21 protein-coding genes and 2 pseudogenes are annotated in these 23,346 nt (G+C 70.5%); 13 read left to right on the top strand and 10 right to left on the bottom strand.

All coding sequences use genetic code 11. The features are described from left to right. The first annotated feature begins 32 nt into the window (after positions 1-32). From ACLB9X_RS15690 to ACLB9X_RS15660, 7 genes are all read left to right on the top strand, one after another. Positions 33-581 (top strand): F0F1 ATP synthase subunit B, encoded by a 549-nt coding sequence (locus ACLB9X_RS15690; protein ID WP_410360966.1) that lies wholly within the window; start codon positions 33-35, stop codon positions 579-581. After that, on the top strand, positions 578-1,393 hold the full coding sequence (locus ACLB9X_RS15685) for a F0F1 ATP synthase subunit delta (RefSeq protein ID WP_410360965.1): 816 nt from the start codon (positions 578-580) through the stop codon (positions 1,391-1,393). Before ACLB9X_RS15690 ends, ACLB9X_RS15685 begins: the two co-directional genes overlap by 4 nt. 148 nt (positions 1,394-1,541) lie before the next feature. Next, the gene (gene atpA / locus ACLB9X_RS15680; RefSeq protein WP_410360964.1) at positions 1,542-3,140 is read left to right on the top strand and encodes a F0F1 ATP synthase subunit alpha; all 1,599 of its coding nucleotides are present in this window, start codon (positions 1,542-1,544) and stop codon (positions 3,138-3,140) included. Positions 3,141-3,160: 20 nt separating this feature from the next. Beyond that, complete coding sequence (locus tag ACLB9X_RS15675) at positions 3,161-4,078, top strand: F0F1 ATP synthase subunit gamma (protein WP_410360963.1); 918 nt, start codon at positions 3,161-3,163, stop codon at positions 4,076-4,078. Continuing rightward, complete coding sequence (gene atpD, locus ACLB9X_RS15670) at positions 4,078-5,520, top strand: F0F1 ATP synthase subunit beta (protein WP_410360962.1); 1,443 nt, start codon at positions 4,078-4,080, stop codon at positions 5,518-5,520. Before ACLB9X_RS15675 ends, atpD begins: the two co-directional genes overlap by 1 nt. A gap of 196 nt (positions 5,521-5,716) precedes the next feature. Beyond that, positions 5,717-6,091: a F0F1 ATP synthase subunit epsilon gene (locus tag ACLB9X_RS15665; protein WP_410360961.1), complete on the top strand. Its 375-nt coding sequence runs from the start codon at positions 5,717-5,719 to the stop codon at positions 6,089-6,091. A 129-nt stretch (positions 6,092-6,220) separates the two neighbouring features. Beyond that, positions 6,221-6,667, top strand: coding sequence for a DUF2550 domain-containing protein (locus ACLB9X_RS15660; protein WP_410360960.1), 447 nt, complete (start codon positions 6,221-6,223; stop codon positions 6,665-6,667). A 119-nt stretch (positions 6,668-6,786) separates the two neighbouring features. Here the strand turns inward: ACLB9X_RS15660 and ACLB9X_RS15655 are convergent, their stop codons facing one another. The 3 genes and pseudogenes from ACLB9X_RS15655 to ACLB9X_RS15645 form a co-directional block, all read right to left on the bottom strand. Beyond that, positions 6,787-8,553: a glycosyl hydrolase family 18 protein gene (locus ACLB9X_RS15655; RefSeq protein WP_410361187.1), complete on the bottom strand. Its 1,767-nt coding sequence runs from the start codon at positions 8,551-8,553 to the stop codon at positions 6,787-6,789. A 251-nt stretch (positions 8,554-8,804) separates the two neighbouring features. Next, positions 8,805-9,230, bottom strand: a pseudogene (locus tag ACLB9X_RS15650) (LuxR C-terminal-related transcriptional regulator); the annotation flags it as partial. Between the two features lie 439 nt (positions 9,231-9,669). Beyond that, positions 9,670-9,768 (bottom strand): annotated as a pseudogene (locus ACLB9X_RS15645) (hypothetical protein); the annotation flags it as partial. Positions 9,769-10,503: 735 nt separating this feature from the next. Between ACLB9X_RS15645 and ACLB9X_RS15640 the strand changes: the two are divergent. Then, complete coding sequence (locus ACLB9X_RS15640; protein ID WP_410360959.1) at positions 10,504-11,193, top strand: hypothetical protein; 690 nt, start codon at positions 10,504-10,506, stop codon at positions 11,191-11,193. On the opposite strand, the gene ACLB9X_RS15635 is transcribed toward ACLB9X_RS15640, so the two are convergent. After that, on the bottom strand, positions 11,126-11,698 hold the full coding sequence (locus ACLB9X_RS15635) for a cob(I)yrinic acid a,c-diamide adenosyltransferase (protein WP_410360958.1): 573 nt from the start codon (positions 11,696-11,698) through the stop codon (positions 11,126-11,128). The genes ACLB9X_RS15640 and ACLB9X_RS15635 overlap by 68 nt on opposite strands. A gap of 220 nt (positions 11,699-11,918) precedes the next feature. Between ACLB9X_RS15635 and ACLB9X_RS15630 the strand changes: the two genes are divergently transcribed. From ACLB9X_RS15630 to ACLB9X_RS15620, 3 genes are all read left to right on the top strand, one after another. Then, positions 11,919-12,767 (top strand): 3-hydroxyacyl-CoA dehydrogenase family protein, encoded by an 849-nt coding sequence (locus ACLB9X_RS15630; protein WP_392325530.1) that lies wholly within the window; start codon positions 11,919-11,921, stop codon positions 12,765-12,767. 151 nt (positions 12,768-12,918) lie between these two features. After that, positions 12,919-13,242, top strand: a complete 324-nt coding sequence (locus ACLB9X_RS15625) for an STAS domain-containing protein (protein WP_177147608.1) — start codon at positions 12,919-12,921, stop codon at positions 13,240-13,242. A 490-nt stretch (positions 13,243-13,732) separates the two neighbouring features. Continuing rightward, positions 13,733-16,123, top strand: a complete 2,391-nt coding sequence (locus ACLB9X_RS15620; RefSeq protein WP_410360957.1) for an ATP-binding protein — start codon at positions 13,733-13,735, stop codon at positions 16,121-16,123. 232 nt (positions 16,124-16,355) lie between these two features. Here the strand turns inward: ACLB9X_RS15620 and nucS are convergent, their stop codons facing one another. Next, positions 16,356-17,018, bottom strand: coding sequence for an endonuclease NucS (gene nucS, locus ACLB9X_RS15615; protein ID WP_177147610.1), 663 nt, complete (start codon positions 17,016-17,018; stop codon positions 16,356-16,358). A 243-nt stretch (positions 17,019-17,261) separates the two neighbouring features. Between nucS and ACLB9X_RS15610 the strand changes: the two genes are divergently transcribed. Then, a complete protein-coding gene (locus ACLB9X_RS15610; RefSeq protein ID WP_410360956.1) occupies positions 17,262-17,654 on the top strand; it encodes an SCO5389 family protein in 393 nt (130 codons plus the stop codon). A gap of 133 nt (positions 17,655-17,787) precedes the next feature. Here the strand turns inward: ACLB9X_RS15610 and ACLB9X_RS15605 are convergent, their stop codons facing one another. Then, positions 17,788-18,819 carry an LLM class flavin-dependent oxidoreductase gene (locus ACLB9X_RS15605; RefSeq protein ID WP_410360955.1) on the bottom strand — a complete coding sequence of 344 codons (1,032 nt, stop codon included), beginning with the start codon at positions 18,817-18,819 and terminating at the stop codon, positions 17,788-17,790. 214 nt (positions 18,820-19,033) lie between these two features. Between ACLB9X_RS15605 and ACLB9X_RS15600 the strand changes: the two genes are divergently transcribed. After that, on the top strand, positions 19,034-19,366 hold the full coding sequence (locus ACLB9X_RS15600) for an ATP/GTP-binding protein (RefSeq protein WP_410360954.1): 333 nt from the start codon (positions 19,034-19,036) through the stop codon (positions 19,364-19,366). Between the two features lie 3 nt (positions 19,367-19,369). On the opposite strand, the gene ACLB9X_RS15595 is transcribed toward ACLB9X_RS15600, so the two are convergent. The 4 genes from ACLB9X_RS15595 to ACLB9X_RS15580 all read right to left on the bottom strand — a co-directional run bounded on the left by ACLB9X_RS15595 (position 19,370) and on the right by ACLB9X_RS15580 (position 23,302). Next, a complete protein-coding gene (locus ACLB9X_RS15595) occupies positions 19,370-20,203 on the bottom strand; it encodes an ABC transporter permease (protein WP_410360953.1) in 834 nt (277 codons plus the stop codon). Continuing rightward, a complete protein-coding gene (locus ACLB9X_RS15590; RefSeq protein WP_410360952.1) occupies positions 20,200-21,372 on the bottom strand; it encodes an ABC transporter ATP-binding protein in 1,173 nt (390 codons plus the stop codon). Before ACLB9X_RS15590 ends, ACLB9X_RS15595 begins: the two co-directional genes overlap by 4 nt. Positions 21,373-21,532: 160 nt before the next feature. Then, complete coding sequence (locus ACLB9X_RS15585; RefSeq protein ID WP_410360951.1) at positions 21,533-22,312, bottom strand: ABC transporter permease; 780 nt, start codon at positions 22,310-22,312, stop codon at positions 21,533-21,535. Between the two features lie 3 nt (positions 22,313-22,315). Continuing rightward, positions 22,316-23,302 carry an ATP-binding cassette domain-containing protein gene (locus ACLB9X_RS15580; protein ID WP_410360950.1) on the bottom strand — a complete coding sequence of 329 codons (987 nt, stop codon included), beginning with the start codon at positions 23,300-23,302 and terminating at the stop codon, positions 22,316-22,318. Positions 23,303-23,346: the final 44 nt, after the last annotated feature.

Genomic DNA, 23,346 nt, shown 5'->3' with positions numbered 1-23,346 from the left:
GCTACTGACACATTTCGACGAAAGGCACTGATGTGATCGCCAACATCGTTCAGCTGGCGGCCGAGGAGGAGCAGAGCCCGCTCGTTCCTCCGGGTCCCGAGCTGCTCGTCGGCCTGATCGCCTTCGCCATCGTCTTCTTCTTCCTCTCGAAGAAGCTCCTCCCGAACATCAACCGTGTTCTCGAAGAGCGTCGCGAGGCCATCGAAGGCGGCATGGAGAAGGCCGACGCGGCCAAGATCGAGGCCGAAAGCGTCCTGGAGCAGTACAAGGCCCAGCTCGCCGAGGCCCGCCACGAGGCCGCACGGCTGCGCCAGGAGGCCACCGAGCAGGGCACCGCGATCATCGCTGAGATGAAGGCGGAAGGCCAGCGGCAGCGTGAGGAGATCATCGCGGCCGGCCACGCCCAGATCGAGGCCGACCGCAAGGCCGCGGCCGCGGCGCTGCGTCAGGACGTGGGCAAGCTCGCCACCGACCTGGCCGGCAAGCTCGTCGGCGAGTCCCTCGAGGACCACGCCCGGCAGAGCCGCACCATCGACCGCTTCCTCGACGAGCTCGAGGCGAAGGCCGAGGTCGCACGATGAACGGAGCCAGCCGCGAGGCGCTGGCCGCCGCGCACGAGTCCCTCGACGCGCTGACCGACAACACGTCGGTCGACGCGGCGAAGCTCGCCGGCGAGCTGGCCGCCGTCACCGCGCTGCTCGACCGTGAGGTGTCGCTGCGTCGGGTCCTGACCGACCCGGCGCAGGCCGGCGAGGCCAAGGCCGAGCTGGCGGGCCGCGTGCTCGGCGGCCAGGTGGGCGGCGAGACCGCCGACCTGGTCAAGGGCATGGTCCGCGCCCGTTGGTCGCAGTCGCGCGACCTGGTCGACGCGCTCGAGGAGCTGGCGAACACCGCAGACCTCACGGCGGCCCAGCAGGCCGGTGTGCTCGACAACGTCGAGGACGAGCTGTTCCGGTTCGGCCGGATCCTCTCGTCCAGCACCGAGCTGCGGTCCGCGCTGACCAGCCGGTCGGCCACCGCCGCCGCCAAGGGCGAGCTGCTGAGCGGTCTGCTCGGCGGCAAGGCCGAGCAGGTCACCGAGCGTCTGGTCGTCCGTCTCGTCACCTACCCGCGGGGACGTAGCCTGGAAGCGGGACTCGAGTCCCTCTCCAAGCTCGCCGCGGCGCGCCGGAACCGCGTGGTCGCCGTCGTGACCTCCGCGGTGCCGCTGACCGAGGCGCAGAAGCAGCGCCTCGGCGCCGGTCTGGCGCGGATGTACGGGCGCGAGATGCACCTGAATCTCGAGGTGGACCCCGAGGTCCTCGGCGGGATCTCGGTGCGCGTGGGTGACGAGGTCATCAACGGCACCATCGCGGAGCGGCTCGACGAGGCGCAGCGCCGGATCGCCGGCTGACACGCAGCCACAACTGCTGTGTCGATCAACTGAACAGGCAAGACCAGCGGCCCGGTTGGGCCGTGCAGAGATTGCAGAAGATTCCTGGGGGTCGGCCCCCAGACCCCCAAAGAAACTTCGGGCCCAACAAGGAGAGCAGGGAACCCAGATGGCGGAGCTCACGATCCGGCCGGAGGAGATCCGGGACGCGCTGGAGAACTTTGTCCAGTCGTACCAGCCGGACGCGGCCTCGCGCGAGGAGGTCGGCACGGTCAGCCTGGCCGGCGACGGTATCGCGAAGGTCGAGGGTCTGCCCTCGGCCATGGCGAACGAGCTGCTGAAGTTCGAGGACGGCACCCTCGGTCTCGCCCTCAACCTCGAGGAGCGCGAGATCGGTGCGATCATCCTCGGTGAGTTCAGCGGTATCGAGGAAGGCCAGTCGGTCACCCGCACCGGCGAGGTGCTGTCCGTCGCCGTCGGCGAGGGCTACCTCGGCCGTGTGGTCGACCCGCTCGGCAACCCGATCGACGGTCTCGGCGAGATCGCGACCTCGGGCCGCCGCGCCCTCGAGCTGCAGGCCCCCACGGTCATGCAGCGCAAGTCGGTCCACGAGCCGATGGAGACGGGCTACAAGGCCGTCGACGCGATGACCCCGATCGGCCGTGGCCAGCGTCAGCTGATCATCGGCGACCGTCAGACCGGCAAGACCGCCCTGGCCGTCGACACGATCATCAATCAGCGCGACAACTGGCGCTCCGGCGACCCGAAGAAGCAGGTCCGCTGCATCTACGTCGCCATCGGCCAGAAGGGCTCGACCATCGCGTCCGTGCGCGGCGCCCTGGAAGAGGCCGGCGCGCTCGAGTACACGACGATCGTCGCCGCCCCGGCGTCCGACCCGGCGGGCTTCAAGTACCTCGCCCCCTACACCGGTTCGGCCATCGGTCAGCAGTGGATGTACGAGGGCAAGCACGTCCTCATCATCTTCGACGACCTCTCGAAGCAGGCCGACGCCTACCGCGCCGTGTCCCTGCTGCTGCGCCGCCCGCCGGGCCGTGAGGCCTACCCGGGTGACGTCTTCTACCTGCACTCGCGTCTGCTGGAGCGCTGCGCCAAGCTCTCCGACGACATGGGCGCCGGTTCGATGACGGGTCTGCCGATCGTCGAGACCAAGGCGAACGACGTGTCGGCGTTCATCCCGACCAACGTCATCTCCATCACCGACGGCCAGTGCTTCCTGGAGTCCGACCTGTTCAACGCCGGTCAGCGTCCGGCCCTGAACGTCGGTATCTCGGTCTCCCGTGTCGGTGGCTCCGCCCAGCACAAGGCGATGCGCCAGGTCTCCGGCCGTCTGCGCGTGGACCTCGCCCAGTTCCGTGAGCTGGAGGCGTTCGCCGCCTTCGGTTCCGACCTGGACGCCGCGTCCAAGGCCTCGCTGGAGCGCGGTAAGCGCATGGTCGAGCTGCTGAAGCAGCCGCAGTACCAGCCGATGGCGACCGAGGACCAGGTCGTTTCCATCTGGGCCGGCACCACCGGCAAGATGGACGACGTCCCGGTGCAGGACATCCGCCGCTTCGAGCGCGAGCTGCTGGACTACCTCCACCGTGAGGAGGGCGGTCTGATGACGTCGATCCGCGAGGGCGCGAAGATGTCGGACGACACCCTGACCAAGGTCGCGGACTGCATCGCGGACTTCAAGAAGCAGTTCGAGACCTTCGACGGCAAGCTGCTCGGCGAGGACGCCCCGGCGGCCGTCAACGTCTCCAAGTGACGACGGAAGGGACCTGACTCATGGGAGCGCAGCTCCGGGTCTACAAGCGTCGCATCCGGTCCGTCACCGCGACGAAGAAGATCACCAAGGCGATGGAGATGATCGCCGCCTCGCGCATCGTCAAGGCGCAGCGCAAGGTGGCGGCCTCCACGCCGTACGCGACCGAGCTCACCCGCGCGGTCACGGCGGTGGCGACCGGATCGAACACCAAGCACCCTCTGACTACGGAGGCGGACAACCCGGCCCGTGCCGCGGTTCTGCTCATCACGAGCGACCGCGGTCTGGCCGGCGGCTACTCCTCCAACGCCATCAAGGCGGCGGACCGGCTCGTCGAGCGGCTCCGCGGCGAGGGCAAGGAGGTCGACACGTACATCGTCGGCCGCAAGGGTGTCGCCTACTACGGCTTCCGTGAGCGCAAGGTCACGGACTCGTGGACCGGCTTCACGGACAGCCCGTCCTACGCGGACGCCAAGAAGGTCGCGGCTCCGCTCATCGAGGCCGTCCAGCTGGACACCGCCGAGGGCGGCGTGGACGAGCTGCACATCGTCTTCACGGAATTCGTGTCGATGCTGACGCAGACGCCCGTCGACCGCCGGATGCTGCCGCTCAGCCTCGATGAGGCCGCGGAGGAGACGACGGGGAAGGGCGAGATCCTTCCGCTGTTCGACTTCGAGCCGTCGGCGGAGGACGTCCTCGACGCCCTTCTGCCGCGCTACGTCGAGAGCCGTATCTACAACGCCCTGCTGCAGGCCGCTGCCTCCGAGCACGCGGCCCGCCGCCGGGCGATGAAGTCGGCGACCGACAACGCGGGCGAGCTGATCAACTCGCTCTCCCGACTTGCCAACGCGGCCCGCCAGGCCGAAATCACCCAGGAAATCAGCGAGATCGTCGGTGGCGCGAGCGCCCTGGCCGACGCGACCGCGGGGAGTGACAAGTAATGACGACCACTGTTGAGACGGCCGCCGCCACGGGCCGCGTCGCCCGGGTCATCGGCCCGGTCGTCGACGTGGAGTTCCCCGTCGACGCGATGCCGGAGATCTACAACGCGCTGCACGTCGAGGTTGCCGACCCGGCCCTCGAGGGTGCCAAGAAGACCCTGACGCTCGAGGTCGCACAGCACCTCGGTGAGGGCCTCGTCCGCACCATCTCGATGCAGCCCACCGACGGTCTGGTCCGCCAGGCCCCGGTGACCGACACGGGCGTGGGCATCAGCGTCCCCGTCGGTGACTTCACCAAGGGCAAGGTGTTCAACACGCTCGGTGAGGTGCTGAACCTCCCGGAGGAGAACGCCAACGTCGGCGAGCGCTGGCCGATCCACCGCAAGGCCCCCGCCTTCGACCAGCTCGAGTCCAAGACCGAGATGTTCGAGACCGGCCTGAAGGTCGTCGACCTTCTCACCCCGTACGTCAAGGGTGGAAAGATCGGTCTGTTCGGTGGTGCCGGTGTCGGCAAGACCGTTCTGATCCAGGAAATGATCATGCGTGTCGCCAACCTCCACGAGGGCGTTTCCGTCTTCGCGGGTGTCGGTGAGCGTACGCGTGAGGGCAACGACCTGATCGCGGAGATGGAGGAGTCCGGCGTCCTCGACAAGACGGCGCTGGTCTTCGGTCAGATGGACGAGCCCCCGGGCACCCGTCTGCGCGTCGCCCTGGCCGGTCTGACCATGGCGGAGTACTTCCGCGATGTGCAGAAGCAGGACGTGCTCTTCTTCATCGACAACATCTTCCGGTTCACCCAGGCCGGTTCCGAGGTGTCCACCCTGCTCGGCCGTATGCCGTCCGCGGTGGGTTACCAGCCGAACCTGGCGGACGAGATGGGTCTGCTGCAGGAGCGCATCACCTCGACCCGCGGTCACTCGATCACCTCGATGCAGGCGATCTACGTCCCCGCGGACGACCTGACCGACCCGGCGCCGGCGACCACCTTCGCCCACCTCGACGCGACGACGGTTCTCTCCCGTCCGATCTCCGAGAAGGGCATCTACCCCGCGGTGGACCCGCTGGACTCCACGTCCCGCATCCTGGACCCGCGCTACATCGCGCAGGACCACTACGACGCCGCCATGCGCGTCAAGGGCATCCTGCAGAAGTACAAGGACCTCCAGGACATCATCGCGATCCTCGGTATCGATGAGCTGGGCGAGGAGGACAAGCTCGTTGTCCACCGTGCCCGTCGTGTCGAGCGCTTCCTGTCCCAGAACACCCACGCGGCGAAGCAGTTCACCGGCGTGGACGGTTCGGACGTGCCGCTGGACGAGTCGATCGCCGCGTTCAACGCGATCTGCGACGGTGAGTACGACCACTTCCCCGAGCAGGCCTTCTTCATGTGCGGTGGCCTCGAGGACCTCAAGAAGAACGCCAAGGAGCTCGGCGTCTCCTGAGTCCCGTGACTCGCTGAAGGGGGCGGGCGCGTCCCGCCCCCTTCGCCACGCCATGCGCTGCACCGTCCGGGGGGAGACCCCTGGAAGCCCGGCCTCTGTGCCGGGGCGGGCCGGGACGCTTCGGCATCCCGAGCCCTACTAGACTTATGACCCAACACCCGGCAGTACCGCCGGGTGGTGACCCGAGGAGCCAACCTTGGCTGCTGAGCTGCACGTCGAGCTGGTCGCCGCGGACCGCAGTGTCTGGTCCGGCGAGGCCACCCTGGTCGTCGCGCGCACCACGTCCGGCGACATCGGCGTCATGCCCGGTCACCAGCCGCTGCTCGGTGTGCTGGAGTCGGGCCCGGTGACCATCCGCACGAGCGAGGGCGGCACCGTCGTCGCCGCCGTTCACGGCGGATTCATCTCCTTCGCCGACAACAAGCTGTCGCTGCTGGCGGAGATCGCCGAGCTGGCGGACGAGATCGATGTCCAGCGCGCCGCGCGTGCGCTGGAGCGCGCCAAGTCGGACGCGGACGCTGCCGCCGAGCGTCGTGCCGACGTCCGGTTGCGCGCGGTGGCGGTGCACTGACACCCCGCCCACAGTTTTGTCCCTCAGCCGCGGCCCGGGCTGGAGTCACTCCAGACCGTGCCGCGGCTGAGGCGATGCAGGTGCACGTGGTATTCGGTTTTACGGGACGATGCGAGGAGGTCGGTGGAGATGTTCCTCGCTCTTCTTGTGAGCGGCCTGGTCGTCCTACTGGTAGTGGTCGCGCTCTTGGTCTTCGGTCTGCGCCGGCGCCTGATCCAGCGCTCCGGCGGCACGTTCGACTGCAGTCTGCGGTGGAACGTCCCCGAGCAGGGCGATCCCTCCAGCAAGGGCTGGGTGTACGGCGTCGCCCGGTACAGCGGTGACCGCATCGAGTGGTTCCGGGTCTTCTCGTACGCCCCCCGACCCCGGCGCACCCTGGAGCGCTCGGCGATCGAGGTCCTCGCCCGGCGTACGCCGGACAGCGAGGAGGAGCTCGCGCTGTTGTCGGACTCGGTCGTGCTCGGCTGCCGGCACCGCGGGACCCGTCTGGAGCTGGCGATGAGCGAGGACGCGCTCACCGGCTTCCTCGCCTGGCTGGAGGCGGCCCCGCCGGGGCAGCGCGTGAACGTGGCTTGAAAGCACGGGTTGGGGGCAGCCCCGGACGGAGTCCGGGAGAGTCGCGTGAATTCCTTGACCGAACGTGAAGCGGGGGCGGTGCATGCGCACCGCCCCCGCTTCCGTGCTCGGCCCGGCGATTATCCGAGGCCGCTGTTGAGCGCGCTCACGAGCTCGCCGTTCGCGGTGTCACCGCTGAACTCCCAGAAGAACGCTCCGCCGAGCCCCTGGTTTTTCGCCCAGCCCATCTTGGACGTGACGGTGACCGGGGTGTCGTAGCTCCACCAGTTGCTGCCGCAGTGGGCGTACGCCGTGCCCGCGATCGTGCCGGTCGCCGGGCAGGTGTTCTTCAGCACCTTGTAGTCCTCGATGCCCTGCTCGTAGGTGCCGGCCGCCGGTCCGGTGGCCGAACCGCCGGGCGCCGACTGCGTCACGCCCGTCCAGCCACGCCCGTAGAAGCCGATGCCCAGCAGCAGCTTCGACGAGGGCACGCCCTTGGCCTTGAACTTGGCGATCGCCTCGGCGGAGTTGAAGCCCGCCTGGGGGATGCCCGGGTACGAGGTGAGGGGGGAGTGCGGGGCGGTCGGGCCCTGGGCGGCCCAGGCGCCGAAGAAGTCGTACGTCATCACGTTGTACCAGTCGACGTACTGCGCGGCGCCGCCGTAGTCGGCTGCGTCGATCTTGCCGCCGGATGAGGCGTCGGCCGTGACGGCCGCGGTGACCAGGTTGTTCGCGCCGAACTTGGCGCGCATGGCCTGCATCATGTTCTTGAACGCCGCGGGTCCGCTGGTGTCGCACGACAGACCGCAGGCGTTCGGGTACTCCCAGTCCAGGTCGATGCCGTCGAAGACGTCGGCCCAGCGCGGGTCCTCGACCAGGTCGTAGCAGGACTGGGCGAAGGCGGCCGGGTTCGCCACGGCCTGGCCGAAGCCTCCGGACCAGGTCCAGCCGCCGAACGACCACAGCACCTTGATGTGCGGGTACTTCGCCTTCAGCTTGCGCAGCTGGTTGAAGTTTCCGCGCAGCGGCTGGTCCCACGTGTCGGCGACGCCGTCGACGCTCTGGTCGGCGGTGTACGCCTTGTCGTAGTCGGCGTAGGCGTCACCGATGGCGCACTTGCCGCCGGTCACGTTGCCGAAGGCGTAGTTGATGTGCGTGATCTTCGCCGCCGAACCCGAGGTGACCAGGTTCTTCACGTGGTAGTTGCGCCCGTAGACGCCCCACTCGGTGAAGTAGCCCAGCTTGACCTTGCCGCCGGGGCCGGGGCCCGGGTCGGTGCCGCCGCCTGTGGTGCGCACCGCGCGGGCGCCGCTGACCGGGCCGGTCTGGTCGGCGGTGTCGCGGGCCTGGACGGTGTACGAGTAGTCCGTGCCGGCGGTCAGCCCGGTGTTGGTCCACGTGGTGCCGGTGACCGTGGCGACCTTGGCGCCGTCACGCAGGACATCGTAGTTCTTGATGCCCTTGTCGTCGGTCGCCGCGCTCCAGCTGAGCGTGACCGAGGTGTTCGTGATGTTGCTCGCGGCCGGGGTGCCGGGGGCGGAGGGCGGCGCGTCGCCCGGGACGGAGCCGCCGTCGCAGGACGCGCCGTTGAGCCTGCAGCCGGAGGGGGAGCCGGAGCCCGTGCCGTTGAAGCCGAAGGAGACGGAGGCGCCGGGGGCCAGTGAGCCGTTCCAGCTCTTGTTCCTGGCGGTCCAGTGGGTGCCGGAGCTGGTCACGTCCGCGTCCCACGCGGAGGTGACGGCGGTGCCGGTGGGGAAGTCCCACTCGACGGTCCAGGAGCTGAGGGTGGTGGTGCCGGTGTTCTTCACCGTCCACTTGCCCTCGAATCCGGATCCCCAGTCGGAGACCCTGGTGTACGAGGCCGTGGCCGATGCGGCGGCCTCGGCGGGGGAGGCCAGGCCGACCATGGCGGCGAGGGGGAGGAGAAGCGCGGTCAGGCCCGCGGTGGCTCTGGATCTGAAGCTGCTTCGGGGGCGGGGCGCCCCGGTGACGGGAGTGCTCAAGGAAGCTCCTCGAGTTGCGGACGGACAAGTCGGGGTGGTCCGTGCACTGCGTACGCCGCGAGGCTCGACACGGCGTGTGCCGTGAGAGTAGGAAGGTCTGGACCAATCGTCAATAGGTCCAGACCATAGGTGACGCGCTGTCAAGCGGACGCGCGTCAGATCCCCAACTCCTGGGCCAGCACGGCTGCTTGGACCCGGCTGCGCAGCTCCAGCTTCCCGAGCAGTCTGCTGACGTGTGTCTTCACCGTCCCCTCGGCCATCGACAGGCGGCCGGCGATCTCCGCGTTCGACAGCCCTTCGCCCAGGCACGACAGCACCTCGCGCTCCCGGCGCGTCAGCGCCTCGATGGCCGAGAGGTCGGGCGCGTGGGCGGGGCGTGCGGTGCGCGGCGCCGCGAACTCCGCGATCAGGCGGCGCGTCACCGCCGGAGCGATCAGGCCCTCGCCGCGCGCCACCGTGCGCACCGCTCCGATCAGGTCCTTCGCCTCCGTGTTCTTCAGCAGGAATCCCGCGGCCCCGGCCCGCAGCGCACCGAAGACGTACTCGTCGAGATCGAACGTCGTCAGCACGAGGACGTCGGCCGGGGCCCGCCGCGAACGTCCCGTCCAGCAGGGCCGCCCGCTCCTGCATCCCGACGATCCCGGCGCCCGACCCCGGCGCCCGCGGCCCCGGCCGCCGCCCGAACGGGCTCGTCACCGTCACGGTCAGCGCGCGGCCCCCGTCGTTCGACACCTCCACCAGGACCTCGCCCTCGTCCGCGTGCTTGATCGCGTTGGTCAGCGACTCCTGCACGATCCGGTAGGCGGCGAGCTCCACCGGCGCGGGCAGCCGCGCGCCCGCCTCGCGCACGTCGTGCAGCGTGAACGTGAGCCCGCTCGACGCCCCGTTGGTCCGGGCCTGCTCCACCAGGGCGTCGAGGCCCGCCAGAGTGGGGGCGGCGGCCGGTTCCGCGTCACCGCTGCTGTCCCGCAGCAGCCCGATGAGCCGGCGCATCTCGGCCAGCCCCTCGACGCTGTTCTTGCGGATCACCGTCAGCGCCTGCCGGGTGGTCGCCGCGTCGTCCAGCGACAGTGCGGCGGTGGAGTGGATGGCGATGGCCGCGAGGTGGTTGGCGACCATGTCGTGCAGCTCCCGGGCCATCCGGGAACGCTCGGCGACCACGGCCTGCGCCCGGTCCATCTCGGCCAGCAGCGCGGTCTGCTCGGCGCGCAGCCGGGCCGCATCCGCGGCCTCCTGGTGGTTGCGCACGATCGCGCCGGTGGTGGCGGGGCCGAACGAGACGAGCCCCGTGACGAGGCCGACCAGCAGGGCGCTCGGCTCCCTGAGCCAGGCCAGGAAGCCGATCGTCACCGCGAGCGTGATCATCCCGGTGGTGACCGGGATGCGGCGGGCCGATGCGGGCGGCCCGTACACCACTGCCGCGTAGACGAGGTCCGCGAACACCAGCAGCGACACGATGCTGCCTGGAGTGAACGGGTCCACCACGACCGCGGCCGTGCCGGCGATCAGCGCCGTACGCGGCATGGTCCGGCGCAGCAGCTGCAGTCCGGCCAGCGCCACCAGCGGCACCAGCGTCACCCACGACGGCAGCGGGGCGTACGAGCCATTGGAGTGGACGCCCAGCGACCACAGCAGCAGACCGCCGAGCAGGCTTACGCCCGCCATGAGCACGTCGTCGCGGTGCGGGCGGGGGAAGGTCACGTCCCCCATCCAACACGCTGCGGACCGCCCGTTGCCTCACCGTGCGGGCGGAGCCGCGACTAGATCGAACGATGCAGTCGCAGTTCGTCACTCACGACGACGAAACCGCGGTGCCGGGCCGACACGCTGGAACCGTACGAAAGGAGAGCCGTCGTGATCGTCACGCTGATCGTGGTCTGCGAGGTCGGCTTCTGGGTGCTGCTGGCCGCCGGACTCGCCGCCCGCTACCTGCTCAGGATGCCGCGTACGGGGGCGGCGCTGCTGCTGTGCGAACCGCTGCTGGAGGTCGTGCTGCTCGTCGCCACGGCCGTCGACCTCGACAACGGCGCCGAACCGAGCTGGAAGCACGGCCTGGCCGCGCTCTACATCGGCTACACGGTCGGCCACGGCCACCGCACGGTCAAGTGGCTCGACGGACACGCCGCGCACCGCTTCGGCGGCGCCCCGCCGCCGGCGAAGCCCCCGCGCTACGGCATGGCCAGGGCGAAGCACGAGGGCCGCGTCTGGCTCGGCACCCTGATCGCCGCGGGTGTCACCACCGTGCTGCTGCAGATCGCGATCTGGTACGTGGGCGAGGCGAGCCGGACGGTTTCCCTGGAGAGCTGGATGACCGTCGCCTGGCGGGCGGCCGTGATCCACGGCCTGATCGCGCTGTCGTACGCCCTGTGGCCCAAAAGCCCCCGAAGGCGCAGCCGGAGCGCGAACCGGCCTGTGCCGGACGCGACTGACGTTCACCGGCCGCGGCGCCCCGGTCTCCCGGCCGGGGCGTCCGGCGTCAGCGGTCGCCGCCCGGGACCCAGAGAACGTCGCCGACCTCCTTGTTCGCCGTCCTCGCCAGGATGAACAGGAGGTCGGACAGGCGGTTCAGGTACGTCGCCGTCAGCGTGTTCATCGTCTCGCCGTGCACCTCCAGCGCCGCCCACGTCGAGCGCTCCGCCCGCCGTACGACCGTGCACGCCTGGTGCAGCAGCGCCGCCCCCGGCGTGCCGCCGGGCAGGATGAAACTGCGCAGCTTCTCCAGCTCCTGAAGGAAGCGGTCGCAGTCCGCCTCCAGCTTGTCGATGTACGACTGCTCGACCCGCAGCGGCGGGTACTTCGGGTTCTCGACCACCGGGGTCGACAGGTCCGCGCCCACGTCGAACAGGTCGTTCTGCACGCGGACGAGGACCTTCACGACCTCCTCGCCGAGCTGCCCGAGGGCGATGGCCGTGCCGATGACGGCATTGGCCTCGTTGGCGTCGGCGTACGCGGCGATGCGCAGATCGGTCTTGGCGGTGCGGCTCATGTCGCCCAGAGCGGTGGTGCCCTGGTCGCCGGTACGGGTGTAGATACGCGTCAGATTGACCATGTGGCCAGCGTAGTTACGTTCGGGCCCCGCGGGACACCCGTGTGCCCGCCGTCACGGCGCGGGGGACGAGCCGGCACCCATCCGGGTGGACGTGCCATCCGGCGGTGTGATGTCCGCCATGTGGGACGTGACGCGTATCTCTTCGCGGTCACAGGGCACCTCACGGGCGCTAACCTCCGCCAGAGAGCGAACATGTAAACAGTTGTTAAGGGGTGTCGCAGTGGCCAGGAAGCTCGCCGTCATCGGTGCCGGACTCATGGGGTCCGGAATCGCGCAGGTCTCGGCCCAGGCCGGCTGGGACGTCGTACTCCGCGATGTCACCGACGAGGCCCTGACCCGCGGCCGGGACGGCATCAAGGCGTCGTACGACAAGTTCGTCTCCAAGGGCAAGCTCGAAGCCGCTGACGCCGAGGCCGCGTTGGCGCGCATCACCACCACGACCGACCTGGACGCCGTCGCGGACGCGGACATCGTCGTCGAGGCGGTCTTCGAGAAGCTCGAGGTCAAGCACGAGATCTTCCGTGCGCTCGACAAGCTCGTACGGGAGGACGCCGTCCTCGCCTCCAACACCTCCGCCATCCCGATCACCAAGATCGCGGCGGTGACGGAGCGTCCGGAGCGCGTCGTCGGCACGCACTTCTTCTCGCCGGTGCCCATGATGCAGCTGTGCGAGCTGGTCCGCGGCTACAAGACCAGCGACGAAACGCTCGCCACCGCGCGGGAGTTCGCCGAGTCGGTCGGCAAGACCTGCATCGTCGTCAACCGCGACGTCGCCGGTTTCGTGACGACCCGCCTCATTTCGGCACTCGTCGTCGAGGCCGCGAAGCTGTACGAGTCGGGCGTCGCCAGCGCCGAGGACATCGACATCGCCTGCAAGCTCGGCTTCGGCCACGCCATGGGGCCGCTGGCGACCGCCGACCTGACGGGCGTCGACATCCTGCTGCACGCCACCAGCAACATCTACACCGAGTCGCAGGACGAGAAGTTCGCGCCGCCGGAGCTGATGCGCCGGATGGTGGATGCCGGTGACATCGGCCGCAAGAGCGGGCAGGGCTTCTACAAGCACTGACCAAATCGACCGGTTCGGTATCGCCCGCCGGGGTGAATTCGGTATCGGTTCGCTTACAAGCAGCAACCCCTCCGGGTGCCGGGCAGTCAGTTGTTGCTAGATGAAGAAGTACCGGTTACGGGGTAAAGCGAAGAGTTCTCGGGGAGCGCATATGCACATCAGGGGCGACCACGCCGAGCTGGTCGTCGGGGGCCGCCTCGACGTCCGTAGCGCGGCGGACGCCCGTACGGTCCTACACTCGGCCGTCGACGACGGAGTCGGCGACCTGGTGCTCGACCTGACGCATCTCGACTCCTGGGACGCCACCGGGCTCGGGGTCATCATGGGCGCGCACCGGCGGGCCGGCCGGTGCGGCCGCCGCCTGGTGCTGCGCGGTGTCCCGCCGCAGATGCAAAGGCTCCTCGTCGCGACCCGGTTGCACCGCATCCTGGCGATCGAAGGCGGCCTCGCCGCCGAGTCGCTGCCGCGGGTCTGACGGGGGCCGGTCGGCACGACGGCGCGAGGCGCTCGTGACGGTGCGAGGCACGCGTGACGCACGAGCCGCAGATGACGGACGAGTCGTAAGCGACCCACAAGCCGCTCGTGACGCACCAGCCGCACGGGAAGCACGAGTCGTTGTGACGCACAAGCCGCAGGTGGCGGACGAGCCGCACAACGGCACGAGCCGCGCGTGACGGCATGAGGCGCCCGTGACGGCACGAGCCCTGCGGGACGTCACGAGTCGCGCAAATCTCCCGAGACCGTGACGTCCCAGGCGGTGCGGGACCCCGCCGGTTCCGTGACGCCGACAGAGCGTCTAGGGTTCCATCGCCCACCCTTGTGAAGGACCCATCAGGTGGGCACCGGACCGAAGCGACGGCGAGCGTGCGGAAAGGCCGGGAGGGCATCCACACGCGGCTCGGGCCCCGGGATCGGCAGATCCCGGCGCAGCGAGGCCAGGCGAACCGTATCTGGGGGCTTTCACCATGGACAACGACAGCTTCGGCGAGGGCGGCTTCGGCGACGGCGGCAGTCTCGGCAAGGGCGCGGCCGGGCCGCCGCGCGACGCCGTCACTCCGGCCGCGAAGGCGTCACCGGTGCCCGCGCGCACCGTCAAGGTCGTCTCGGGCGACTTCCTGCTCACCGTCAACCCCGTCGACGGCAGTGAGATCGAACCCTGCCCGCCGGGGGAGCGGCCCGCGCGGCCGACCCGGCGCAGCGCCGCCGAGCGCGTGGAGCGGCAGCGTGCCGCGCTGCCGCCCGTACCGCCGGGGCCCGCGGCGCCGCGGCTGCCCATGCTGGAACGGGGCGAGGAGCGGGAGCGGCTCGTCCGCCTGCTCGGCCAGGGCCGGTCCGTACGGCTCACCGGCCCCGCGGGCTCCGGACGCAGCACCCTCCTCGACGCGGTCGCCGAGGACTGCGCGGACTTCGCGCCCGACGGTGTCATACGCCTCAACGGCCACCACCGCACTCCCGCAGAGCTCCTGCAGGAACTCTTCACCGTCGTCTTCGCCGCGCCCGGCCACCGGCCCGACCGGAACGCGCTCGCGGGCTTCGTCCGCGACATCGGGGCCGTCGTCGTCCTCGACGACCTGGAGTTCGGCGGCGCCGCGCTCGACGAGTTGCTCGACGCGGCTCCCGAGTGCGCCTTCCTGCTCGCCGCGACGCCCGACGTGCCCGCGCCCTCCGCGGACTCGCCCCTCGAAGAGATCTTCCTCGGCGGCCTCGGCCGCGCGACGGCGCTGGAGCTCCTCTCCCACATCGTGGAGCGGCCGCTCACCGAGGACGAGACGAACTGGGCGGGCGACCTCTGGTTCGAGTCCGAGGGCCTGCCGCTGCGTTTCGTGCAGGCCGGTGCGCTGCTGCGGCAGTGCGACGAGCTGCGCGGGGATCCGGACGCCGAGGACGAGTTCGCGGCGTTCGAGGCCGCGCAGGGCCGGGACGTACCGCTGCCGACGCTGGGGGAGGGGGCGGCGCCCGCGCCGCTGCTCGCCTCGCGGCTCAGCGAGTCCGCACGACAGACCCTACGGATCGCCGTCGCGCTCGGCGGCGAGGTGCCCCACCAGGCCCACCTGCCGGCGCTCGTCGGCGACACCCACGCGGACGCGGCGCTCGGCGAACTCATGGGCTGCGGCCTCCTCTCCCCGGCCGGCACGCGCTACCGGCTGGCGGCCGGAGTGCTCGCGCAGCTGCGGGAGAAGGGCTACGACAACGACTCCGCGGCCCACGCGCACACCGCCGCACAGCACTACGCCTGGTGGGCCGGGCACCCCTCGGTCACGCCCGAGCGCGCGATCGCCGAGTCGGACGCCATGCTCGCCTCGCTGGGCGCGCTGGTCGCGGGCGGCCGGGACGACGAGTACGCCGACGCCGCCGTGCGGCTCGCCCGCCGCGCCGCGCCGGTGTTCGCCGGGGGGCTGTACTGGAGCGCCTGGGAGAAGGCCCTGCGGGCCGGCTCGACGGCCGCCAGGATCGCGGGTGAGGTGGCCCAGGACGCGTACTTCCACCATGAGTTGGGCGTTCTCGGGCTGTGCACCGGCAACCTCGAGCGCGCCAGGGCCGAGCTGGAGGCGTCCATCGGGATGCGCGGCGCGCTCGCGGACAAGCGCGGCACGGTGGCGGGGCGGCGGGCGCTGGCGCTCGTCGAGGACCGTACGTCGGGGCTGACGCCGAGGCCCGAGGCGCTGACCATACGCACGGAGAGCCCGGCCACGTCCGTGTTCCCGCTGATCGGGCCGACGGCCACGACGTCGCAGCTGCCCCGAATCGAGCCGGAGGAGCCCGCGACGCAGGTGACGCCGGTGACCGTCACCGAGCCGCCGTCCCGGCGCGGCCTCGCTCTCCTCGGCGCCCGCCGCAACGTGGTCGCGGCCGGAGCGGGTGCGCTGCTCGCGGTCGTCCTCGGCACGGTGGTGACGCTCGGGGCGGCCTCCGACAAGGAGGACGCGCCGACGGACAACGTCAAGAACGGGCAGCAGACGGACGAGGACGATTTCCCGGAGGACTGGGACACGACTGAGGACCCGGCGGACGACGCGTCGGAGAAGCCGGACGACAAGGGCGCGACGAAGAGCCCGACGCCGTCGACGGCACCGGGCGCGTCCACGGCCCCCGCCGCGCCGGCGTCGCCGGGCGAGACCCCGTCGTCGACCCCGACGCAGCCGGGCGGGCCGTCTCAGACGGCGCAGCCGCCGCGTCCGACGCCGACGCGCTCGACCCCGGTCCCGCCGTCGACGCCGCCGAAGCCGTCCCCGACGGAGACCGCGCCCTCGGGTTCGCCGTCGCCGACCATCTCCGAGACGTCGTCGACCCCCAGCGGCGCAACCTCGGCAAGCGGTCCGTCGTCCACGGAGAGCTCCTCGGCACCGGTGATGTAGGTCCCGCGCCCCTGCTCCAGGGGAGCCGGCTGGGCCCGCGTACGCCGGGCGTAGGGGGCACCTCACACGCGCCTGCGGGCGCAACGTGCACCGGTCTCGCCGGCGCGGCCGGCCGTCTCGCAGCTGCCCTGCGGATCGCAGCCGGTACGGGGCCCTGCCCCGCGGGCGCAGCCCGCACGCCCCCGTGGGCGACCGCGCCCGCTCGCGCAGCGGGCACGTGGGCGCGGGCGGCTCAGAAGAGGCGGAGTTTGTCGTCCTCGATGCCGCGCAGTGCGTCGTAGTCCAGCACCACGCAGCCGATTCCCCTGTCCGTCGCCAGCACCCTCGCCTGCGGCTTGATCTCCTGCGCCGCGAACACGCCCTTGACCGGGGCCAGATGCGGGTCGCGGTTCAGGAGTTCGAGGTAGCGGGTCAGTTGTTCCACACCGTCGATCTCGCCGCGGCGCTTGATCTCCACCGCCACCGTCCCGCCGTCCGCGTCCCGGCACAGAATGTCCACCGGGCCGATGGCCGTGGGGTATTCGCGGCGGATCAGGCTGTAGCCCTCGCCGAGTGTCTCGATCCGGTCGGCCAGAAGCTCCTGCAGGTGCGCTTCCACGCCGTCCTTGATGAGGCCCGGATCCACCCCGAGCTCGTGCGACGAGTCGTGGAGGACCTCTTCCATCGTGATGATCAGTTTCTCGCCCGCTTTGTTCACCACGGTCCACACACTGTCGTCGCCCTCCTTCAACGTGCAGGGAGGCGACATCCAGTTCAGCGGTTTGTACGCCCTGTCGTCGGCGTGGATGGATACACTGCCGTCCGCCTTGACCAGGATCAATCGGGGAGCGGAGGGCAGATGGGCGGTGAGCCTGCCCGCGTAGTCCACGGAGCAGCGGGCGATGACGAGACGCATGGTCGGCAACGCTACTCGACCGGCGCCGCACCGCGCGATTCGCCCCGGAAGCCCCCTTCTTATTTGGCCGGTTGTGTTCCCAATCTCCTGGTGCGCTCAAGACGCCGCACTTACCGTGGAAGCGGGAGGTTGCCGCTCGTGCACTCTGCGTCGTCCTACGCCGTTCGTATGCCGTCGTTTCGTCCGCTACCTCCTTCCCTGCCCGTAAGGCCCCGTTCGCCCGGGGCCGCGAGAGGAGAACCCATGTCGCTCGACGTCTCACCGGCGCTGTTGGAACAGGCCGAGCGAGGCGAGGTCGACGAAGCAGCCTTCGTCGACTGCGTCCGGACCTCCCTGCCCTACGCATGGGAGATGATCAGTTCTCTGGTGGTTCAGCTGAAGGTGGACGGCGGCGACTTCGCCGACAACCAGACGCCCCCGCCGGACGAGCAGGCACGTGGTCAGCTGCTGCGCGCACTCGCGAGTGACGCCATTCGCGGTGCGCTCCAGCGGCACTTCGGTGTGCGTCTGGCATTCCAGAACTGCCACCGCGTCGCGGTGTTCCCGCTGGACTCCTCGGTGGACGAGCGGCTCGCCCGCTTCACTTCCGTACGGGCCCAGCTGCTCAACCAGTCGCCCGAGCTGCGCGACTGCTGAGGACTTCGCTGCCGCTCCGTGCCCTGGGAGGACCCCTCCGGGACGGCCGGGGCGGCGGCAATATGCGCTTGTCGTGAGCGCGTACGACCCGGCCGGGTTCGACGGACCGGCCGGGGCCGTACGGCCGGGGCGCTCAGGCCAGCTGCGGCAGCACTTCGGCGCCCACACGCCGTACGTTCTCCTCGGTCGCCGCCAGATCGCCCGAGCCTTCGGCCAGCAGCGCGAAGCGCGTGATGCCGGTCCGCTCCGCCGTCGCCGCGAGCCGGTCGGCCGCGAGCCGCGGCGGGCCCACCGGGTGCAGCGCGCACAGCAGTTCCGTGTAGGCGAGGGGGTCGCGCATCGAGCGGTGCCGGCCGTCGACCGTGACGTGCGCCTCCAGGCCCTGCTTGAGCCAGCCGGGCATCGCCTTCACCAGGGTCTCGGTCGCGTCGGCGGCCCGGTCGGCGATCTGGACCACGCCCGCCGACACGTGCCCCGCCGCCGCGATCTCGTCGGGCGAACGACCACAGACCCGCGCGTGCGAGCGCCACAGCGCGACCATCTCCGCCTTCTCCTCGTCTCCGCAGTGCATCCCGAGCAGCATGGGCAGCCCGCGCTCCGCGGCGAGCTTCACACTGGTCGGGGACGTACAGGCGACGACGACCTCGGGGCCGCCGGGCGGACCGCCGATCAGCTCGTCGGACCGCGGGACGACCGCGACCTCGCGGAAGGCGAACCGCTCGCCGTCCGCGCCGACGCGCGGCTCGCGCAGCCATCGCATCAGCAGGTCGAGTGATTCCGGGAACCCGCTCTCGTACGCGGCCGTTCCGGCGCCGAACACCTCCAGGTCGACCCACGGCCCGCCGCGCCCCACGCCGAGCGTGAACCGGCCGCCCGAGGTGAGGTGCAGCAGCGCCGCCTGCTCGCCGAGCGCCACGGGATGGGCGGTCGGCAGCACGCTCACGGCCGTGCCGACCCGGATCCGGCGCGTGCGGCCGAGAAGGAGCGCCGAAAGCGTCACCGCGGACGGGCATACCCCGTACGGTACGAAGTGGTGCTCGGCCAACCAGACCGAATCCAGCCCGGATTCCTCCGCGACCTCGGCGGTGCGCACCGCCCGGTGCAGTGCCTCCCCCTGCCCCTGTCCCGGGAACTGGGCGGCCAGTACGAATGTCCCAACGCGCATCGCCTTGAACCTCCTTGCGGCCGACGCGTCACTCCCCCTACCGGCAACAACGTCTGACACGTGCCAAAGGCACGGCCAATCGGGAAGTTGTTGCGATTGTCCGGTAACCGGTGCTGCCTGAGGCCACGGTCCCGCGGCCGGGAGGGACGAGTGCCCCCGCTTCTCGGCCCGTACGCTGGAAGGGAAAAGTTCCTACTCCCCGTGAGGTGTCCACGTGTCCCCGCGCCGCAACCGCCCTCGAGGCGGCGAGAAGCCGACCGAGCGAGCAGCAGGGGACGGCGACCGGTACGGCGGGTTCGGGCGCAGTGAGACCTGGCAGGGCGAGGACTGGTCGGTGCGCCATGTCGCGGGCGCGAGTGCCGCCGGCAAGACGTACCGCTGCCCGGGCTGCGACCAGGAGATCCCCTCCGGCGTCGCGCACGTGGTGGCCTGGCCCGAGCACGGCGGCGGCGTCGAGGAACGGCGGCACTGGCACAAGGCGTGCTGGAACGCGAAGGACCGCCGCACCACGCGGGTGCAGCGGTCCCGGAACGCGCCTCGGTACTGACTCTCAGACGTCGCGGCTGTTGATGACGGCGAACGCGCCGGCCATTGCCGCCGCGGTGACGCCGAGCATGATCCACACCGGCTCCCAGCCGACCGGGCCCGCGGAGCCACCGGCCGCGGCCTCCCCGTAGATGCCGATGAGCTGGCTCGGGATGGCGTAGTTCAGCAGGAACTCCTGCACCTCGTCGAGCGATTCCGAGAACATGAACATGGCCGCGACGAGCGGCAGCAGCATCACGCCGATCATGATGGTGATCGCACCGGCCGAGTGCCGGATCATGGTGCCGACGGCCAGCGACAGCAGACCGATCGAGGCGACGAAGAGCGCCACCCCGACCGTCGCGCGCAGCCACTCGTCGCCGGTGGGCTCCGCGGCCTCCACCATGGCCGTCTGTACCACGGCGACGAGCGCGGCGAAGACCACCGTGATCGTGAAGACCAGGGCGAAGAAGACGATCGCCTTGGCGGCCAGCACGCGCGAACGGCTGGGGCAGGCGGTCAGGGTCGTACGGATCATGCCCGTGCCGTACTCGGAGGCGATCGTCAGAACGCCCAGCGTCATCACGCAGATCGAACCGAGCAGGACGCCGAAGAAGCCGAAGCCGAGCGCCGATTCGCCCTGGAGGTCGACGTCGCCGGCGGCCACGATCGCGGCGGTGCCGAGGCCGATGCCCACCATGAGCACGATCATCACGCCGAGCGTCCACATCGTGGAGCGCACCGAGCGGATCTTGGTCCACTCCGAGGCGAGAGCGTCCCCGAGGTGGGCGCTGCGGACCGGGATCGGGGAGGCGTACGTCGGGGCCGCGGCGCCCGGGTGCTGGTAGGGGGTGGTCATCGGGCGTCCTCGGGCTTGGTCAGGTCGGCGGGGGCGGCGGCAGGGGGAGCGGCGGGCGGTGCGGCCGGCGGCGCGGGCTGCACGGGCGCGGGCTGGGCGGGGGCACCCGGCACCCCGGCCGCGTACGGGTTCTGCCCGGCTCCGGGCGGCGGCGGGGCGTACCAGCCCTGCTGCGGGACCTCGGGGATCTGCGGCTGCTGCGGCGGCAGGTAGCCCATCGGCGGCTGCTGCATCAGCCCCGCCTTCTGGTCGTCGGTGGAGCGGTAGTCGACGGCGCCCTGCGTCATCCGCATGTACGCCTCCTCCAGGGACGCCTGGTGCGGCGACAGCTCCCACAGCCGGACGTCCGCCTCGTGGGCCACGTCGCTGATCCACGGCAGGGCGAGGCCCGTGACGCGCAGGGCGCCGTCCGGCTCGGACATGACCTGCCCGCCCGCCTCGGTGAGCGCCGCGAGAAGCTTCTCCCGCTGCTGCGGATCGGTCTGCGGCGTGCGCACCCGGGCGAAATCGGCCGAGTTGTTCGAGATGAAGTCCTTGACGCTCATGTCCGCGAGCAGCTGCCCCCGGCCGATGACGATCAAGTGGTCGGCGGTGAGCGCCATTTCGCTCATCAGGTGGGACGAGACGAAGACGGTACGGCCCTCGGCGGCCAGCTGCTTCATCAGATTGCGCACCCACAGGATGCCTTCGGGGTCGAGACCGTTGACCGGTTCGTCGAAGAGCAGCACCTGCGGGTCGCCGAGCAGCGCGGCGGCGATGCCGAGCCGCTGCCCCATGCCGAGCGAGAAGCCCTTGGAACGGCGCTTGGCGACGTCCTGGAGGCCGACGACACCCAGTACCTCGTCGACCCGGCGGGCCGGGATGCCGGACAGCTGCGCCAGCGACAGCAGGTGGCTGCGCGCGCTGCGCCCGCCGTGCACGGCCTTGGCGTCCAGCAGCGCGCCGACCTGCCGCGGCGCGTTCGGCAGCTGCCGGTACGGCCGGCCGCTGATGGTGACCTGCCCCTCGGTCGGCTTGTCGAGTCCGAGGATCATGCGCATGGTCGTGGACTTGCCGGCGCCGTTGGGTCCGAGGAACCCGGTGACGGCGCCGGGCCGTACCTGGAAGGAAAGGTTGTACACGGCCGTCTTGGCGCCGTAGCGCTTCGTCAGGCCGACTGCCTCGATCATTCTCCAGCCCCATCGACTTTCGGGTCGTCGGGGCACAGGCCATGCACGCCGTACGCCCCCCGTAAGACTTAGGAGGATATCCGGGCCTTGACGGTTCCCATCAAGCCGCGCACAGGTACGCGGGATTCCGCGTCTGCCGCATCCCGGTCGACCACGACGCCTAGGCGTCCCGCTTCCTGAGCACCAGGACCCCGCCGATCAGCGCCGCCACCACCCACAGCAGCATGATGCCGAGACCGCCCCAGGGCCCGTACGGGGAGTCGGCGCTGTTCATCGCGCCCGGGACGACCTGCATGATCGTGGCGCCGGCCTGGTCGGGGAAGTAGCGGGCCACGTCCCTCGCGCCCGGCACCGCGGACAGGATCTGGGACACCAGGAAGAAGAACGGCATCAGGATGCCGAGCGACAGCATCGAGCTGCGCAGCATCGCCGCGACGCCCATCGAGAAGACCGCCATCAGGCCCATGTAGAGGCCGCCGCCCACCACCGCGCGCAGCACGTTCTCCTCGCCGATCGTGGTGCTGTGCTCGCCGAGCAGTGCCTGGCCGAGGAAGAAGGTCAGAAAGCTCGTCGCCATCCCGACCACCAGGGCCAGCAGTCCGGCCACCGCGACCTTGCTGAAGAGGAAGGTGGCACGCTGCGGAACGGCCGCGAGCGAGGTGCGGATCATGCCGGAGCTGTACTCCGTGCCGACCACGAGGACGCCGAACACGACCATCGCCAGCTGGCCCAGCACCATCCCCGAGAAGCTGATCAGCGTCGGGTCGAAGGTGAGCCGCTCGGCCGCCGGCAGGTCGTCGAAGGTGGCGTTCATCAGGGCGCAGAGCGCGGCGCTCATGGCGACCGTGACCCCGAGCGCGCAGATCAGGGTCCAGCGCGTCGAGGAGACCGTACGGATCTTGGTCCACTCGGACTGGAGGACGGCGGGTACGGATGCCATCGGTCAGGCTCCCTTGCTGCGCGGGGCCCACTGCGGGGCGGCGGCGCCGGTGGCGGCGGGTGCGGAGGGCGGTGCGGCCGGGCCGGTGGAATGCGCGTGGTACTCCACCGCGCCGGCCGTCATCTGCATGAACGCCTCCTCCAGCGAGGCACGTTGGGCGCTGAGCTCGTGCAGCACGATCCGGTGCTCCGCCGCCAGCTCGCCCAGCTGCTCGGTGGACGCCCCGTCGATCTCCAGCGTGCCGTTGCCCGACTCGACGGCGATCAGACCGGCCGTGTGCAGGATGTCCAGCAGTCTCTCCCGCTGCGGAGTGCGCAGCCGGACATAACTGCGGGAATTCTCGTGGATGAAATCGGCCATCGATGTGTCGGCGAGCAGTCTGCCCTGGCCGATCACGATCAAATGGTCGGCGGTGAGGGCCATTTCGCTCATCAGATGGGACGAGACGAAGATCGTCCGGCCTTCGGCGGCAAGGGTCTTCATCAGATTGCGGATCCAGTGAATTCCCTCGGGGTCCAGACCATTGACGGGCTCGTCGAACATCAGGATCTCCGGATCGCCGAGCAGCGCCGAAGCGATGCCGAGCCGTTGGCCCATGCCGAGGGAGAAGCCCTTGGTCTTCTTGCGCGCCACCGCCGTCAGTCCGACCACGTCCAGGACCTCGGCCACGCGGCTCGCCGGGATCCGGTTCGCCTGGGCCAGGCACAGCAGGTTGTGGTAGGCGCTCCGGCCGCCGTGCATCGCCTTGGCGTCCAGCAGGGCGCCGATGTACTTGAGCGGCTCGTCGAGGTCCCGGTAGTGCCTGCCGTCGATCCGGACCGTGCCGCTGGTGGGGTTGTCCAGGTCGAGCATCATGCGCATCGTCGTCGACTTGCCCGCGCCGTTGGGACCGAGGAAACCGGTCACCATCCCCGGGTGGACCGTGAAGGACAGACGGTCGACGGCGACCTTCGTACCGAAGTGCTTGGTGAGGCCCTCGAGCTCGATCATGCGTGTCACGCTACGGGGGCGTCATGGCGTCCGCCACCGGGTTC

Source organism: Streptomyces sp. 5K101 (assembly GCF_046506645.1).
GTDB lineage: Bacteria > Actinomycetota > Actinomycetes > Streptomycetales > Streptomycetaceae > Streptomyces.
This window is presented reverse-complemented; position numbering and strand designations above follow the sequence as displayed.

Bases quoted from the DNA above. Each gene is read 5' to 3' on its own strand.
- ACLB9X_RS15635 (WP_410360958.1), bottom strand. From the start codon at position 11,698: ATGGTCAATCTGACGCGTATCTACACCCGTACCGGCGACCAGGGCACC.
- ACLB9X_RS15585 (WP_410360951.1), bottom strand. From the start codon at position 22,312: ATGGCATCCGTACCCGCCGTCCTCCAGTCCGAGTGGACCAAGATCCGT.
- ACLB9X_RS15620 (WP_410360957.1), top strand. From the start codon at position 13,733: ATGGACAACGACAGCTTCGGCGAGGGCGGCTTCGGCGACGGCGGCAGT.
- ACLB9X_RS15580 (WP_410360950.1), bottom strand. From the start codon at position 23,302: ATGATCGAGCTCGAGGGCCTCACCAAGCACTTCGGTACGAAGGTCGCC.
- ACLB9X_RS15595 (WP_410360953.1), bottom strand. From the start codon at position 20,203: ATGACCACCCCCTACCAGCACCCGGGCGCCGCGGCCCCGACGTACGCC.
- ACLB9X_RS15660 (WP_410360960.1), top strand. From the start codon at position 6,221: ATGTTCCTCGCTCTTCTTGTGAGCGGCCTGGTCGTCCTACTGGTAGTG.
- ACLB9X_RS15655 (WP_410361187.1), bottom strand. From the start codon at position 8,553: ATGGTCGGCCTGGCCTCCCCCGCCGAGGCCGCCGCATCGGCCACGGCC.
- ACLB9X_RS15610 (WP_410360956.1), top strand. From the start codon at position 17,262: ATGTCGCTCGACGTCTCACCGGCGCTGTTGGAACAGGCCGAGCGAGGC.
- ACLB9X_RS15675 (WP_410360963.1), top strand. From the start codon at position 3,161: ATGGGAGCGCAGCTCCGGGTCTACAAGCGTCGCATCCGGTCCGTCACC.
- nucS (WP_177147610.1), bottom strand. From the start codon at position 17,018: ATGCGTCTCGTCATCGCCCGCTGCTCCGTGGACTACGCGGGCAGGCTC.
- atpD (WP_410360962.1), top strand. From the start codon at position 4,078: ATGACGACCACTGTTGAGACGGCCGCCGCCACGGGCCGCGTCGCCCGG.
- ACLB9X_RS15685 (WP_410360965.1), top strand. From the start codon at position 578: ATGAACGGAGCCAGCCGCGAGGCGCTGGCCGCCGCGCACGAGTCCCTC.
- atpA (WP_410360964.1), top strand. From the start codon at position 1,542: ATGGCGGAGCTCACGATCCGGCCGGAGGAGATCCGGGACGCGCTGGAG.
- ACLB9X_RS15625 (WP_177147608.1), top strand. From the start codon at position 12,919: ATGCACATCAGGGGCGACCACGCCGAGCTGGTCGTCGGGGGCCGCCTC.
- ACLB9X_RS15590 (WP_410360952.1), bottom strand. From the start codon at position 21,372: ATGATCGAGGCAGTCGGCCTGACGAAGCGCTACGGCGCCAAGACGGCC.
- ACLB9X_RS15605 (WP_410360955.1), bottom strand. From the start codon at position 18,819: ATGCGCGTTGGGACATTCGTACTGGCCGCCCAGTTCCCGGGACAGGGG.